Origin of the sequence: Loktanella sp. F6476L, from assembly GCF_023015725.1 — a bacterium.
Taxonomy (GTDB): Bacteria; Pseudomonadota; Alphaproteobacteria; order Rhodobacterales; family Rhodobacteraceae; genus Yoonia.
Map to the genome: position 1 here is coordinate 81,911 of NZ_JALKAR010000001.1, position 15,821 is coordinate 97,731.

At 55.3% G+C, this 15,821-nt stretch carries 11 protein-coding genes; 1 reads left to right on the plus strand and 10 read right to left on the minus strand.

Annotated features, from left to right (window positions below; translation table 11 throughout):
* Positions 1-56 precede the first annotated feature (56 nt).
* The 4 genes from MWU61_RS00385 to MWU61_RS00400 all read right to left on the minus strand — a co-directional run bounded on the left by MWU61_RS00385 (position 57) and on the right by MWU61_RS00400 (position 7,221).
* The gene (locus MWU61_RS00385; protein ID WP_247125850.1) at positions 57-3,182 is read right to left on the minus strand and encodes an efflux RND transporter permease subunit; all 3,126 of its coding nucleotides are present in this window, start codon (positions 3,180-3,182) and stop codon (positions 57-59) included.
* Positions 3,179-4,423 carry an efflux RND transporter periplasmic adaptor subunit gene (locus MWU61_RS00390; protein ID WP_247125851.1) on the minus strand — a complete coding sequence of 415 codons (1,245 nt, stop codon included), beginning with the start codon at positions 4,421-4,423 and terminating at the stop codon, positions 3,179-3,181. Before MWU61_RS00390 ends, MWU61_RS00385 begins: the two co-directional genes overlap by 4 nt.
* A gap of 203 nt (positions 4,424-4,626) precedes the next feature.
* Positions 4,627-5,436 (minus strand): methylthioacryloyl-CoA hydratase, encoded by an 810-nt coding sequence (gene dmdD, locus MWU61_RS00395; RefSeq protein WP_247125853.1) that lies wholly within the window; start codon positions 5,434-5,436, stop codon positions 4,627-4,629.
* A gap of 21 nt (positions 5,437-5,457) precedes the next feature.
* A complete protein-coding gene (locus MWU61_RS00400) occupies positions 5,458-7,221 on the minus strand; it encodes an acyl-CoA dehydrogenase (protein ID WP_247125855.1) in 1,764 nt (587 codons plus the stop codon).
* 111 nt (positions 7,222-7,332) lie between these two features.
* Between MWU61_RS00400 and MWU61_RS00405 the strand changes: the two genes are divergently transcribed.
* Entirely contained in the window at positions 7,333-8,346 is a 1,014-nt protein-coding gene (locus MWU61_RS00405) for an AraC family transcriptional regulator (protein WP_247125857.1), read from the plus strand.
* Between the two features lie 29 nt (positions 8,347-8,375).
* Here MWU61_RS00405 and MWU61_RS00410 read toward each other — a convergent pair whose 3' ends face one another.
* The 6 genes from MWU61_RS00410 to MWU61_RS00435 form a co-directional block, all read right to left on the minus strand.
* Positions 8,376-9,428 (minus strand): ABC transporter ATP-binding protein, encoded by a 1,053-nt coding sequence (locus MWU61_RS00410; RefSeq protein WP_247125859.1) that lies wholly within the window; start codon positions 9,426-9,428, stop codon positions 8,376-8,378.
* Positions 9,429-9,453: 25 nt separating this feature from the next.
* A complete protein-coding gene (locus tag MWU61_RS00415; protein WP_247125860.1) occupies positions 9,454-10,731 on the minus strand; it encodes a hypothetical protein in 1,278 nt (425 codons plus the stop codon).
* Positions 10,732-10,734: 3 nt separating this feature from the next.
* Positions 10,735-11,967, minus strand: a complete 1,233-nt coding sequence (locus MWU61_RS00420; protein WP_247125861.1) for a carbohydrate ABC transporter permease — start codon at positions 11,965-11,967, stop codon at positions 10,735-10,737.
* Positions 11,964-13,262: a sugar ABC transporter permease gene (locus tag MWU61_RS00425; protein ID WP_247125862.1), complete on the minus strand. Its 1,299-nt coding sequence runs from the start codon at positions 13,260-13,262 to the stop codon at positions 11,964-11,966. Before MWU61_RS00425 ends, MWU61_RS00420 begins: the two co-directional genes overlap by 4 nt.
* A 61-nt stretch (positions 13,263-13,323) precedes the next feature.
* Positions 13,324-14,673 carry an extracellular solute-binding protein gene (locus MWU61_RS00430; protein ID WP_247125863.1) on the minus strand — a complete coding sequence of 450 codons (1,350 nt, stop codon included), beginning with the start codon at positions 14,671-14,673 and terminating at the stop codon, positions 13,324-13,326.
* On the minus strand, positions 14,670-15,740 hold the full coding sequence (locus MWU61_RS00435; RefSeq protein WP_247125864.1) for a LacI family DNA-binding transcriptional regulator: 1,071 nt from the start codon (positions 15,738-15,740) through the stop codon (positions 14,670-14,672). The genes MWU61_RS00430 and MWU61_RS00435 overlap by 4 nt, the downstream gene beginning before the upstream one ends.
* Positions 15,741-15,821: the final 81 nt, after the last annotated feature.

Genomic DNA, 15,821 nt, shown 5'->3' on the forward strand with positions numbered 1-15,821 from the left:
CATGCGCCGTTGCAAAACACCTTGGTGCTCCGAAACGACGATTAGCTACGCCCGCATTAGGTGGCAGGGATACCTTCGGTGGAGACATTTCGCTTGGCGCGTTTTTCGCCCAACATCAGCATGGCGGGGGTTACGACTAGCGTGAGGATCGTCGCGATGACCAAACCGCCTGCGATCGCCGAAGACAGTTCTGTCCACCACTGCGTTGACGGTGCGCCATAGACGATTTCACGGGTAAAGAAGTTCAAGTTGACCCCAATGACCATTGGCATCAGCCCGAGCGCCGTCGTGATCGACGTCAGAATGACAGGACGCAGACGTTGCGCGCCTGTGCGCAATGCCGCTTCCATTGGTGATTGGCCGGAAGCCTTAAGATCGTTGTACGTGTCGATCAGGACGATGTTGTTGTTCACCACGATCCCCGCCAATGCGATGACGCCGATCCCGCCCATTACGATGCCGAACGGACGGCCGGTCACAATCAGGCCGAGCAACACACCTGCGATGGAAAAAACAATCGCCGACATGACGACAAAGGCTTGGTAGAAATTGTTGAACTGCAACACCAAGATGACGAACATCAGGAAGATGGCCGTGATGAAGGCCCCGACAAGAAAGATCATGCTTTCGGCCTGATCTTCTGCTTCACCCGCAAAACTGAAATCCACCCCTTCGGGCAGATCAGCCGCGTTCAGCGCAGCCGTCAGTGCGATGACCTGATCGTTGACCAACAGATCCGGCGCGACATTTGCTTCAATCGTGGCTACCCGTTTTTCGTCAATACGGCGGATGACGCCTGTACGTTCCGACGGGGCAAAGGTCACAAAATTCGAGATGGGAACCAATCCGGATGTTGTAGGGACACGCAGTCCGCCAAGTTCTGCCAAAGTCCGTTCTTCGCGCGGAAAACGTACGCGAATGTCCAAACTACCGTCCACGTCATCGGGGCGATAGTCGGCCACGGTGATACCTTGGGTTAGCAGTTGCACCGCTTGCCCCAAAAGGCTGACGTCGGCGCCGAACCTTGCGGCTTCCGCACGGTTCACAAGAATAGAGACTTCAACGCCTGGTACAGGTCGCGTGTCGGTCACATCCGTAAAGCCTCCAACGCCATCCATGATGTCGCGGACCTGCTGGACGGCCTGCGCCTGCACATCCGGATTACGGGCAGTGATTTGCAAATTGACGGGCTTGCCTGCCGTTGGACCACCGCTTTCGGTTTGCACTTGCACGTCAATGCCCGCGATGTCGGCTACGCTTTCGCGGATATCAACGCCAATTTCCGCGGCCGTACGTCGGGTGTCCCAAGGCATCAGCTCCAATTGTAGGGTGCCGATTGTTTCTTCATCTCCTTGTCCTGCCGACATGACGGATCGCGCATAAATGCTAGCAATCTCATCATAGGGCAGGATGCGGTCTTCGACCGCGCGGACCAACGCGTCACGTTCGAAAATCGAAAAGTTGTCACGCGCCCGGACCTGTACCTGCATAAAGTCGGGTTCGACGGCTGGGAAAAAAGTGACGCCTTTGCCGAATTGGCCGTAGGCGCTGAACCCACCAAGCAGCAAAGCCACGGCGAGCAGCAGCGTTGCCGCAGGACGTGTGATCGCCCATTCCAACAGCCGCACATATCCGCCGGTGAAGCCGCCCATTTCACGCGGATCACCGATTTCAGCAGCATGTAGCGCTGCTTTCGCTTTGGCCGATTGCGGTGGCCGTTTGCCGATCAAACCGCCCATGACTGGGATGAAAACCAACGCCATGAACAACGATGCCGACAGGGTCAGGATCACCGTGATCGGCAGATATTTCATGAACTCACCGACCATACCTGTCCAGAACAACAGGGGAAAGAACACAGACAATGTGGTGGCTGTCGATGCGATGATCGGCCATGCCATCCGCTTTGCGGCCTCTGCGTAGGCTTGTTTTGCGGGCTGGCCTTCTTGCAGTTTCCGATCCGCCAATTCGGTGGTCACAATCGCACCATCCACAAGCATGCCGACCACAAGGATCAGAGCAAACAGAACGATGATGTTCATCGAGAAATCCATCGCCCACAGCGCCACGACACCAGCCAAAAACGCACCGGGGATGGATAGGCCAACCAGAAGGGCGGACCGTGTGCCCAATGCAAAGACAATAACAATCATCACAAGGATGACGGCTGCAATCACGTTGGCTTCTAGGTCAGACAGCATATCTTTGACCTGCACCGATTGGTCTTGCAAATAAGTGACGTCAACGCTTTCGGGCCAATCAACGGCTAAAGTTTCGACCAGTGCTTTGACCTCGTCCACCGTGTCGATGATATTGGCACCGGACCGCTTCGTGATCTCCAGCGCCAAGGCGGGCTGGCCATTGATGCGGGCAAATGATGTGGGGTCTTCAAACGTACGGCGCACGGTCGCCACGTCGCCAAATGTCACAACCGCATCGCCACGCACCTTCACGGGCATCGCCATCACGTCTTCAAGGTCTTCGATCAAGCCCGGCACCTTGAGCACAATGCGGCCTGCACCTGTCTCAATCGCACCGGCTGCAATCAGGCGGTTGTTCCGTTGGATTTGACCGATCAGTTCATCGAAGGACAGGTTGTAGGTCTCGAAAACCGTAGGGTCGATCAGGACCTCCAGAAATTCGAACCGCTGGCCGCCAATGTCGACCTCTAACACGCCGCTGAGACCTTCGATTTCTTCCTGCATTTCGTTTGCAAGATCGTTCAGGGTCCGTTCGGGGACAGGGCCGGACAGGATTGCTGTGATGATTGGAAACAGGGCGGTATTGATTTCGGTTATCGTGATGTCACGGGCGTCTTCGGGCAAATCGCCCTGCGCACGATCTGCGGCTTCACGCACCTTGTCCAAGGCTTCTTGGTTGTCGCCGCCCGGGGAAAATTCGAGTTGGATGGACGCAAACCCTTCGGTCGCATCAGAATTCATAGACATCAGGCCAGAGATTGACCCAAATTCGGTTTCCATCGGTTCCAACAGCAGGCGTTCTGCATCTGTGGGGCTGATGCCGTCTAGACCTGTGGATACGTAGAACAGGGGTAGGGGGACTTCAGGGTTGGCTTCCTTCGGGATCGACCCATAGGCATAGGCGCCTACGGACAGGATCATGATCAGGGCCATGACCACGACGCGGGACCGCGAAAACGCAAAATCAATGATGGCGTTCATTCGCTTTGCTCCCCAGCCATCGGCGCGACGGTTTCGGTTTCATTTACAAAGCCTTGGCCGACGGTGATGATATCAACGCTTTCGGGCAGGCCAGTGACCCAAATCCCGTCGATCTGCGCTTTCACGACTTCGATCTCGTAGAATTCCACGACATTGTCGGTATTGACCGTTTTGATACCTAAAGCGCCTTCGGCGTCGAGAGATACGATAGACGGCGACAGAAAGTGCGCGGTGACTTCGCCCGTCGGAATGACGACCTCAGCAGATACGCCGGCAGGAATTGCGCCGTCTTCGTTCGCGACCTCGATCTCGGCCAAGAAGGTGCGGGTTTCGGATGCAGCGGATGTGCCAACGAAGGTCAGCACACCTTCGCGTTCTTCGCCTGTGATAAATCGTACCGTCGCGGGTTGTCCGACCGACAACCCTGTCAGTGATTGTTGCGGCACCTGTATGGCAACCGTCAACGGCGTAATATCCACCAGACGACCGACCTCTGTGCCTGCTGAAACGAATTCACCTTCATCGAGGTTCAATGTCTCGATGCGCCCGTCAAAAGCGGCGGTGATTGTCAGTGCTTCTGCAGCTTGTTCCACTGCCGTGACCTGTGCCTGCGCGGACGCCAACGCGGAACGTGCCTGTACCACACGGTCAGTCGTCGCTACACCACGGTCCAGCAATTGTTGAGCATTGTCGAATTCGCGCTGTGCTTGGATCAACGCTTCGGATGCGCGATTGGCGTCGGCATCGTTGTTCGTTGGGTCAAAGCGAGCAATGATATCGCCAGCCGAAACATCCTGTCCTTTGCTCACCAAAACTTCGGCAATATCGCCAGACGTTTCCGCCCGCATCGTTGTGTCGCGATCCGGTAAGGCTTGGCCTTCTGCCTGATAAAACTGCGTGACCGTTTCAGCCATTGACGTGGTGACGGCGACGGCAACTGGTTTTGGGTCCTCTCGGGCAACCACAGGATCTGTGTCCTCGGATGGAATGACGAACCCGCTCCCCATCCAACCGACGATCAAAAGCACCAATAGGGCTGCGACCCAAGTCGATCGCGATGCCCCCTTGTCAGACGTAAACTCCAATCGCTGGGGGTCGTCATCAGGCGCTGTTGATGTATCAATCACGGCCTGTTTTTCTGTCTGTGTCTCGGTCGGAACAGGTGCAACCACATGAGCCGCTGCCGCGCTAGAGGATGCATCTTCGGTCGGCGTCTCAGCGGCATTTTTCTTGCTGGTCATCAAACTTGTCCTTTGGGGCTACGGGCGGGTGCCCCTAATTGTTCTTCTTTGCAGAATTAGGCCCGATGATAGCCGATTCCAATGCCGCAGCCAAAGAAGCATCTAAATCATGCCCCTCCTGGTGGCGGGGCATGAAGATGGTTCAGCATTTCTACGTGTGAATTACGATTGGCAGGCATCTGGTCGCAACCCGTGGCACCTGCCTAACTGTTGGGTCGCACGCGGTCCGCGGTCTTGTTTGCAAAGGCTTCCAGACGTTCGCGGGCGGCGGGTTGCGTGTTGACGATTCCGCCCACAAACGCTTCAGCATATGCCGCATCCATACCCGACATGTTGTTCATGTGGCTGACTGCGGAACAGATGGCAAAGTTCGTCAGCGGCAGATTTTGCGCGACCTTGTCGGCAATTTCCATCGCTTTGGCAAAGCTGCCACCGTCTTCGGTGATGTATTGCGCAAGGCCCAGATCGACGGCTTCCTGACCTTGGTAGACGCGTCCGGTGAGAATCATGTCAATCATGCGGTATTTGCCGATCATCTCGGACACACGAATTGTCGCGCCGCCGCCCGTGAAAATACCGCGCTGGCCTTCGGGAAGGGCGAAGTAAGTGCCGGTTTCTGCTACGCGCACATGTGCAGCACTTGCCAATTCCAGTCCACCACCGACAACGGCACCTTGTAGTGCGGCAATGATCGGCACGCCGCCATATTCCATTTTATTGAACGCCTCATGCCAGCGCAGACAAACGTGCATGAAATCATCGGGGCTTCGGTCTGCTTTCCAGTGTTCAATCAAATCAAGCCCTGCGCAGAAATGATCGCCTTCACCCGCCAGTAGAACCGCTTTGACACCTGCGATACGCGCACCGGAAAAGAAGCGGATCAGTTCTTCGATTGTCGTCACGTCCAAGGCATTGCGTTTGGACGGGCGGTTCAACGTCAGAACAAAGACGCCGTTATCGCGCGGCGAAATCGAAAGTCTCTCGTAGGTGTCAGGGTTCACAACGTCGTTCATGGGAAGGGGTCCTTTCTGGGATTATTCAGGGAATGCCGCGTCCAGCAGGCTGCGAGACCCCTGTAGAATGCGGGTTTGTTCGACTGTACATTCCGGCAACACATGTTGGGCAAAGAATAGCGCGGTCGCGACTTTCTGGGTCATAAAATCTGTGTCCTGTCCGGCGTCAATTGCGGCTTGCGCCGCGCGAGCACCATCAGCGAGCTTCCACCCCGCCGCCAACGTGCCCGAGAGCATCAAGAAAGGAACAGACCCTGCAAAGGCCGCGTCGATATCTTTGCGGCTGTTTGTTAGCAGCCAGTCCAAACTGCTTTCGAACGCAGTTCGTGCCAACCCGAGATTTTCGCCGATTGCCTGCATGCTCGTATTGCCCTGCGCCAGTTTTGTTTCGGTCTCAGCAATGCTCGCTGCGAAAAGACGTGCGGTTGTACCGCCGTCCCGCATCACTTTGCGGCCCAAAAGATCGTTGGCTTGAATGGCTGTGGTGCCTTCATAGATCGGCAAGATCCGGGCGTCGCGATAATGCTGTGCTGCACCTGTTTCTTCGATAAAACCCATCCCGCCGTGAATTTGTACACCAAGCGACGCCACTTCGACGGCACGTTCTGAACAATAACCTTTCACCAACGGAACCATGAATTCAGCGAGTGCCGCTATTTCGGAGTCGCCCAGATGGTGAGCGATATCGAGCAGCCCCGCAGTTGCCGCAGCCATGGCGCGACCTGCTTCGGTCAGACTGCGCATTCGCAAAAGCATACGGCGCACGTCCGGATGAGAGATGATCGGGACAGCTTGCGCGCTTTGGCCATTAACGGGGCGGCTTTGGACACGGTCACGCGCGTAGGTCAGCGCACGTTGGTAGGCCCTTTCGGACGTCGCGACACCTTGAACGCCCACAGAAAACCGCGCGGCGTTCATCATGATAAACATGTATTCCAACCCGCAGTTTTCGTCCCCGATCAGAAAGCCAGTGGCGTCGTCATAGTTCAGCATCGCTGTTGGGCTCGCACGCACGCCCAGCTTATGTTCGATGCTGACGCAGTCGACCGCGTTCTCGGCGCCCAGCGTACCGTCTGGGTTCACCATTTTCTGGGGCACGATAAACAGGCTTAGCCCCTTTGGCCCCGCGGGCGCGTCAGATGTGCGTGCTAAAACAAGATGGATGATGTTTTCAGTCAGATTATGGGCGCCGTAAGTGATGAAGATCTTAGTGCCGGAAATCCCGTAGCTGCCGTCGTTGCGCAGTGATGCTTTGGTCGCGACGCGCCCTAAATCGCTGCCCGCCTGTGGTTCGGTCAGATTCATAGTACCTGACCAACGTCCTGCAATAAGCGGCTTCAGGTAGGTGGCTTTTTGGTCGTCTGAACCCGTCAGCAAAAGCGCTTCGATTGCGCCATCGGTGAGTAGGGGGCAAAGACCAAAACTCATATCGGCCGCATTCAGCATTTCGACTGCCGCCGCGCCGACCGCACGAGGTAGACCCATACCGCCATGCTCGATCGGATGTGTCAGCGCCTGCCATCCCATTTCGGCAAACTGCGTATATGCTTGAACATCCCCTTCAGGCATTGTCACGCGCCCTTGGTCGAACCGCGCCCCCAGCGTATCACCAATGTAGGACAACGGAGCGATTTGTTCGCTGCAAAACCGTGCGTATGCTTCTAGCGCCGCGTGGATATCAGGCAGGTCATAGTCCGCATAGGTATCCAGTGCGGACACCTTATCCCAGTGGGACAAATGTTCGATGCAAAACATCAAATCTTGTACGGGCGGCTGAAATGGCATGCCTATCGTCCTTGTGAAAACTATGGCTTCACGTCATCTATTCGCAGTATGGCTTGTCGATAAGCTCATCTTTCGCCAAAGTTTTATCCGATCACGACAGAAGGTGCGCGCATGCCAGATAACGATCCTATTGCTCTGACCACTGTATCGGCGGGCTTCATTCAGGACTGGCTGGACGCATTAAGGGTGCGCTGCACACCCGATGAATTGGCTGCATTACTGACCCGCTCGGGCCTGCAAACGGGGCCAATGGCGCCTGCGCAACGTGTTACGCTGAATGAATTCGTGAAGCTGTATCAACTGGCAGCACCTGAAACGCAGGACGAAATGATGGGGTTATGGAGCCGACCAATTCGCCCACGCGCGTTGCAGCATCTTGTCACGGTGCAGCGCGAGGCTGGCAGTCTGACGTCTGCTTTATACCGGTTTTCGACGTTCTGGAATTTGATGCTAGATGATTTCCGACTGGATCTACGTACCGATCCTGACGAAGTGGAACTCACCCTTGTTCCTTATGTCGCCAACACACAGCCGCAACGGTTTGGTCATATGCTTTTGTTGAAGTTGGCGCATGGGCTTTTGTCTTGGCTTGGCGGTGTTGAAACGCCTGTGAAAGCAGTTCACTTTGCATTTGCGCGTCCGGATTTTGCTGCCGACTACGCCGTTGTGTTCCCGTGTCCCGTGATATTCGGGGCCAAAGAAACAAGCATCCGATTTGATCCACGCCAATTCGCGCGCCCGATCAACCGTAGCACTGAAGAGGCGTCTGATTTTCTTGAACGCGCACCGATTGATTGGATATTCACCCGCTCACGCGCCCATACTTACAGCCTGCAGGTGCGCGCTTTTCTTTACGGGGCAAATTGGCAGACCTGTCAGTTGTCAGACGCGGCGAATGATCTGAAAATGACTCCCCGCACGTTGAACCGGCGCCTGAAAGATGAAGGTACATCGTTTCAGGACATCAAGGATGCGTTGCGCCGCGACATCGCGATCCGTGCGCTTCAGGAAGGTGCCGTCAGTATCGAACAAATCGCCTATGAAACCGGTTTTTCAGCGCCTGCAAATTTCCATCGCGCCTTTCGGAAATGGACTAACAGAACGCCGGGGTCTTATCGCGCCTGATCCCCAATTACTTGGCAATATGCTCCGATCTAGACCCGTTGGTCCGCGCTGTCGAAGAAATGCAAGCGGCTCGTATCAAATTGAAGACCCACGGTCTGCCCTTCAAGCGCTTCGGTCGAACCGGCGGTCCGCACGGTCACGAGCCCAAGATCACCACAATCAACGTAGTGAAAATAATCTGCGCCCAGATATTCGCTCACCTGCACAATGCCGTCACAATGACCCGTACCCGATGCCACGACACTGATGTGCTCGGGGCGTGTTCCAAGCTGGACAGCCGCACTTTGGGTATCGTTTTGAAGCGGGCCACGTCCGCCGCCCTTGAGCGTGAACTGATCACCGTCAGTTCCGCAAGGCATAAGGTTCATTTTCGGGCTGCCAATAAATTGCGCTACAAATACGTTTTGCGGGTTTTCGTACAATTCGCGCGGTGTGCCGACTTGCATGATTTGACCATCTTTCAGGACAACGATCCTGTCGGCAAGTGTCATCGCTTCGACCTGATCGTGCGTCACGTATACCATCGTGCTTTGCAGGCTCTTGTGAAGCCGCGCAATTTCGAACCGCATATCTACACGCAGTGAAGCGTCGAGGTTGGACAAGGGTTCGTCGAACAGAAACCCTTTGGGTTTGCGCACAATCGCACGTCCAATGGCGACGCGCTGGCGCTGCCCGCCTGATAGGTCTTTGGGACGGCGATCCAGATAATCGGTCAGTTTCAGCGTGTCCGCCGCATGGTTCACCTTTTCGGCAATTTCGGCTTTTGACGCGCCAGCCGTTTGCAACGCAAACCCCATGTTGTCGCCAACCGACAGATGCGGGTAGAGGGCGTAGGATTGGAACACCATCGACAATTCCCGTTCCGACGGTACCTTATGCGTCACGTCATCCCCGTCGAGCACGATTTGCCCGCGACTGGTTTCCTCCAGACCTGCAATCATCCGCAACAATGTGGATTTCCCGCAGCCGGAAGGGCCAACAAAAATGATTAGTTCGCCGTCGTGAATGTCCAAATCGACGCCCTTGATAACTTGTACATTGCCGAACCATTTTTCGACCGACTTCAGGCTAATTGACCCCATGTTCTTCCCTCGCTTCAGGCAGGCCCTAGGCCACGCCTTCCAATTTTTTATCATGCTGCCAAGACAGCCAAACTGCGGCAGTCCAGGAAAAGTTGTTGCCGACGCAGCCTTCGCCCGTCAGGGGATTAAAGCATTCCCAAAAGCCGCTTTTTTCGATGACACGGCACAGGTCGTTTTGAACGCGGGCAGCCATGTCGGTGTGGCCTTGTTCCGCAAGGCCAAGGGCCGTCATGTAATTCATTTGTGGCCACAATGGCCCACACCAGTACCGCTGCGCTTCAAAGTCGGGCGCTTCTGGGTCCCAGCTTGGCAGCATGTATTCGATCTGCGCCGCGATCCGGGTCATATGATCCATCGTCTTGCCCCATTGTTCAGCAGAACCGCTGTCGGCGTAGAAACACAAGGGGCTGCAATTGCTGAAGCCGTTGCAGAACGTGCCAGAGTGCATATCGCGGGCTGTGAAAGCGCCCAGTTCATCGTTCCAAATTGTGTCTGTTGCAGCCTCGCCTTTGGCAATCCATGCATCAATCTGGTCGCGCACTGCCTGCGGTTTGCCAAGCTCTGCTGCCAAGGCGCGCAGATCTTTGTCGGCGCGTAGCAGGACGAAATGTAGGTTGGGGTCGGCCATCAGGAACGGCCCTTCGTCGGTCAACCGACGTTGATCCCAATCAATGCTATCGCCAAACTGCACGATGGTCAGGTACTTGTCGTATTGCTCTTGGCTGGGACGGAAGCTTGCGTCGACGTGTTTGTTGTCCCTGCGTGTATATGGCGCCAGATCCGGGGCAACGGTCATTGCATCAAGCCCAAGGTTCCATTCAGGGCAATTATCGCGACCCGTTTCCCAAGGGTGCACAGTTGTGACGATACCATCAACTGTGCGGGCATCATGCCACCAAGCGTGCCAGCGATAGATTGCGTCGAACACGTCCGCGAGACGCGCTTTGTCTTGCACGCTGCCGCCTTCGGTCAGCTTGCGAACAATCGTCGCCAAAACCGGAGGTTGGGAAATGCCAGTTGACGGGATCGGCCCCTTTGTTTTGCCCCACCGTGATGGCCCGGGGAAATAGTCCGGGTCATCGCTGCGGAAAATGATGGATGGAATCATACCATCGGGCCATTGCCCTTCGATCAGCGATGTAATTTCGCCCCATGCTCGATCCATATCATAGGTCGCGATGCCAAGTGCGACAAAGGCGCTGTCCCAGTTCCACTGGTAGGGATAAAGCCCCTTAGTCGGGATTGTGAAGCCACCCCTGTCGTTGCGAGACAGGATATCGATGGCGCTTTGCGTTAAGGTCATGTGTTATCCTTTCACACTGCCAGCAGTCAGTCCGGCTACCAAAAAGCGTTCGAACCAAAGGAAAAGGGCAAGAACGGGAACAGTCGCAATCACAGCCCCCGCCATAAGATGTTGGCGCGGAACCTCTGACGAATTCAGCTCCGCAATGCCGCGTGACAAGGTGAACAGATCGACATTGTCGAGGAACATGAAGGCGAACAAGAATTCGTTCCATGCGATCATGAAGACGTAGAGCGCGACGGATGCCAGCGCGGGCAACGCCAGCGGTAGCGTAATCTTGCGAATGACATTTAGCCGCGTGAGGCCGTCCATCAGACCCGCTTCTTCCAGTTCGGCGGGAATGCCGCGGAAATACCCCTGCAACATGTATAGCGCGACAGGGATCGTTGTGGCAGGGTAGACGAACAGAAGCCCCCACAACGTATTGCGCATCCCCAGCTGGCTAAAGATTGCATAAAGCGGAATGACCAGCACAATCATCGGCACCATATAGATCAGTAGGATCGACCGGCTTAGAAAGTTCTGACCGGGAAACCGCAATCTTGCGACGGCGTAAGCGCCCGGCACGGCGAAAAACAGTGTGATGACCACCGTCGCGACAGACACCAACGCCGAATTGAACAAGTAGGTCCCAAAATGGTATTGGGTGAACAGTTCGATGTAGCTGCGGAACAATGCGGTGAAGCCTTGGCCAAAGTCGATTGAGAAATCGAGCGGGTTGGACAACAGCAATTGCTGATTCTTGAGGCTCATCATCACCATGACAAAAAACGGCAAGGCCACAGCGATGGTGAAGGTCACCAGACCAAACCCTTTCACGAACCGCAGGCACAAGACTTCGACATTGTACCGCTTTTCGTGCCCCGGACCCAGATTGGCGCAGGTTAGATGAATTGACTGCATCACAACAACGGCCATCAAAACGGTGAAGATCAATTGGCCAATTGAGTAGGTATCAAGCGAAAGCCCAAGTGGTTGCGCGCCAGATGCCACGACGAGCACCACGATAAAAGCAAAACCAGCGATCAGGCGTATGCCAATGGTTCGGTCGCGCGGTGCATGAAACGCGAGTGCCGCCGCCGCAACCAATCCACCAAGTGCACCTGCGGTCACTTGCGGCTGGAACGTCAGGCCGGAAATGAACAATGCCAGCAAGGGGACAATGATCGACCAAATCGCCCCCCAAAGTGCCCCGAACAGGACCGAGAGATAGAAGATGTTTCCAAGACGGCTCATGCGTCATCCTCCGGCGAGAATTTGAAGAAAATGACCGAGAAACACAGCAGCACCAAGAACACGACCACAGCGACCGCTGCACCAGCACCAAGGTTCGATACCGCAAAGGCTTGTTCATAGACGTTGACGGTTAGTGTGCGGGTGCCAGCGGCCCCACCGGTCAGCAAGAAGATGTCGTCGAATTTGTTGAACGTCCAAATGAAGCGCAGCAGGAACAAGACCGCCATGATGCCCATCAGTTGCGGCAACGATATGAAGCGGAACTGCTGCAAAGGGGTGGCCCCGTCGATCTCGGCGGCTTCATAAATGTCGGTCGACATGGACTGCATCCGCGCAAGGATGAACAACATCGCAAGCGGAAAATAACGCCAGATTTCGAAGATGATCACGACTGTCAATGCGACTGGGAAGTCGAAAGTCAGACCAAGGAAACGGATTTCGACAGCGCGTTGGCCCAAGAAACTGATCGGCGTTTCGATCACGCCAAGTTGGATCAAAAGCGCGTTTAACGTGCCGCCCGGTCCGGGATCCAGCAGCAGCACCCATGCCAATGCGACGGCAATCACGGGGGCCACGTAGGGGGACAGGAACAAACCGCGCAGGAAGGCCCGACCGCCAAATGTGATGTTCATCAATTGGGCGGCAAACAGCCCCATAACCAACGCACCAACTGTGCCGGCAATGGTGTAGTACATTGATGCCCACAGGACTGTCCAAAAGTCAGAAGCATTGAAAACACGGCGGAAGTTATCGAGTGTGAAATCGCCATTGGTCAAGATGTTTTCAGGCACAAAGGTGAAGACAGGATCGCTGTCTTTGATATTGTCCGGCGCGTCGATAAACGCCTGCGTCGCAGCAACTCTGACGATAATGTCTTCGCGTTGTCCGGGCTCATAATCCCCCAGATCACACGTTAGGTCCTGACCGGTACGTTCACAGCGATCATCAACAGTCACGATCTCGAGCGTAGGGGGCACTGTGTCCGTGAAGACGACATCTGCAATCGCGCTTTTGCGCGATGAATTGCGGGCGCGGTAGCGAATATCGGCTTCATCGCCTGCAACCGCAAGATCACCCATCAGGCGTTCATTCATCAAAATCGCAGGCGCACGAAGATCACCAAGTGTCACCGGTTTGAAACTGATCCAAACGTTTGCAATCAACGGGAACAGCACAACAGACAGTACGATCAGAAAGGTCGGCAGCAGCAAAAGGTAGGCAAACCGCATCTCGCGTTTGGCGAGCGGGCCAAGACCTTTCGGCGGACCTTGATTGGGAATGTCGGGGATGGGCATATTGAAATACTCGGTTCAAATGAATTGTCGGGGCAGCGCAATGCCGCCCCGATCGTTTGACTTAGTTGGCCATCAACGCCTTGTGCTCTGCGACGATTTTGTCGGCGGCTTCATCGACAGACAGATCGCCGTCTGTCATTTCGCGAATGACCTTGCTCATGATCTGGCTGTTGATGATGGTAGATGCGGCGGCCAGCTGGCCTGATTCCACGCCCCAACGGTCGCCCACGGACAGACCCGCAACGATATCGTCGATGACTTGCTGCGGGTAGATGTCACCCAACGGGGCCTTGCGATCCACACCAACATCAAGTCCGGCCCATGTGGCTTCGTATTCCGAAGAACCGGCTTCAGGACCCGTGCGAACAGGGAACTTGCCTTCAGGCGCTTGGCTGAGCCAGTCACCGTATCCGTCGGATAGCAGGAATTTCACAAATTCCTGTGCCACTTCGGTGTTCGCATCGGCGGTGATGCCCATGTAACGTACGTCAGACCATGCCGCACCGTCAGCATTGCCCGGACCGGACACCATTGTGGCAAAGCCAGTGTTGCCAGCCAGTTCTTTTGTTGTCGGATCATCGTTGATTGTAACAGGTGCGCTGTCACGCAGGCCGCCCAGTTCGTCCAAAATAGACGGTGACCAGATGATCATCGCGGCCTTACCGTCAAGGTACAGCTCACGAGACTGGGACCAGTACAGGTCGCCCTCTGGTGATGCAGCAACAAGTTCCTGATACATTTCAAGAAGTTGCTTGAGGTTCGTTGTGTCCTCGTTCACGGAACCGTCTGCATTGACCGGTGTATAGCCCGTTGCCAATGACAGATGCTCGATCAACTGCATCATGTAGCCTTCGTCGATCTTGGTCGCGGCTACAAAACCGTACATCTCTGGCGGATTGTGCAGTGCTTCCAGTCCAGCGCGGATCGCGTCGTAGGACGTCGGTGCTGCAAGGCCCGCTTCTTCGAACAGGTCGTTGCGATAGACAACCATCTGTGTCCAACCGTCGGTCGGGATCGAAACGATTTCTCCGTCGCTCGACGCCATGCGAATTGGGCCGGCTGCGAATGTGTCAACGCCAAGATCATTGACCACTTCGTCAGCAGCTGCGGTATCCAACAGACCGGCTTCTGCGTATGGCAAAAGATGCTGGACTGTGTGGTTCAGCACATCTGGCAGATCACCGGCCGCAAAAGCAGCGGTAGCGCGAGTCTGAATGTCGGATTCCTCAACGGGGATTAGTTCAACAACGTGACCTGTTGATGCTTCAAACGCATCGGCCATCTGCTGCTGAATTTCCATCCGTTCCGGCTGAACCTCCATCGTCCAAACGCGGATCGTATCAGCAGATGCAGCCCCGGCCAGAGCGGTCGATAGCATGAGCCCTGTTAATATAGTTGTCTTCCGTTTCATTGTAGTTCCTCCCTAATTGAAACTTCAGTTTGGCCTGCATTTTGATGCACAGGTCCATCCGTCATGCGCTGCACCAAATGCGCGCGCTGTAGTTCTTGAAACTTGGTCGGGTCCCCACCGTCGATGATGGACAACAGCATGTCGCCCAGACGCCGCCCCGCATGTGCCTGTGGCTGTGCCATCGTGCTCAGTGGTGGATTGGCGTGTTTGCCAAAGTGTAATCCGTCGTACCCAATAACAGACACGTCTTGACCCGGAACAAGATCACGGGTCCGCAACGCATCTAAGGCACCCAGTGCCATCATGTCCGTGACACAGACCATTGCAGTTGGAGGAAAGTCCAGATCCATCAACAAACTGGCCGCCGCCGTGCCGCCATCGTCGTTAAATTCGGCGATCTGCACGAGATCAGGATCTTCGACCAAGCCATTATGCTTGAGACCACGCAAATAACCGTCAAGACGTTCCTGTGCGAACTGATACTGTAGTGGGGCCCCTATAAATCCGATCCGGCGATGACCCAGCCGCGCAAGGTGGTTGACGGCTGTTACAAACGCATCCTCGCCGTCCACATCATACCATGCATAATCGTCGCTGTTTTGGGTGCGGCCATGGACCACAAACGGACAACCTAGGCTTTGCATCAGCTTGACGCGTGGATCGTTCTTTAAAGGACGTGAAATAACCAAACCGGCAATACGACCTGACTTGACCAACCGTTCGATGCTGGCAAGATCACCGACGGATGCATCCGCCTGACTAACGAGAAGATCCCAGTTGCGTTCATTCAATGCTTCACCCAAACCGGCAAGCAATTGCGCTACGAAAGGCTGGGCAATCGCTCCAATTTGGCGTGGCATCAGGTAGCAAATCGTTTCGGGCGTTCCGATCGACAAGCGCCGCGCGTTTTGGTTCGGGCGATACCCCAGTTGGTCCGCAGCCTGCTTGACCCGTTCACGAGTCGCAGGGCTGATATCAGCGTAATTGTTCAGCGCGCGGCTAACGGTGCTGACAGTCAGCCCCAAATGCGCAGCCAGAACTTTTAGATTAACTGATTTGTCCGCCATCGATTCTCCCCCTACGTAAACGCTAGCCGAAACCGGTTTCGTAAATCAACCGAAATCGGTTTCGGTGATTTCTGGGCGATG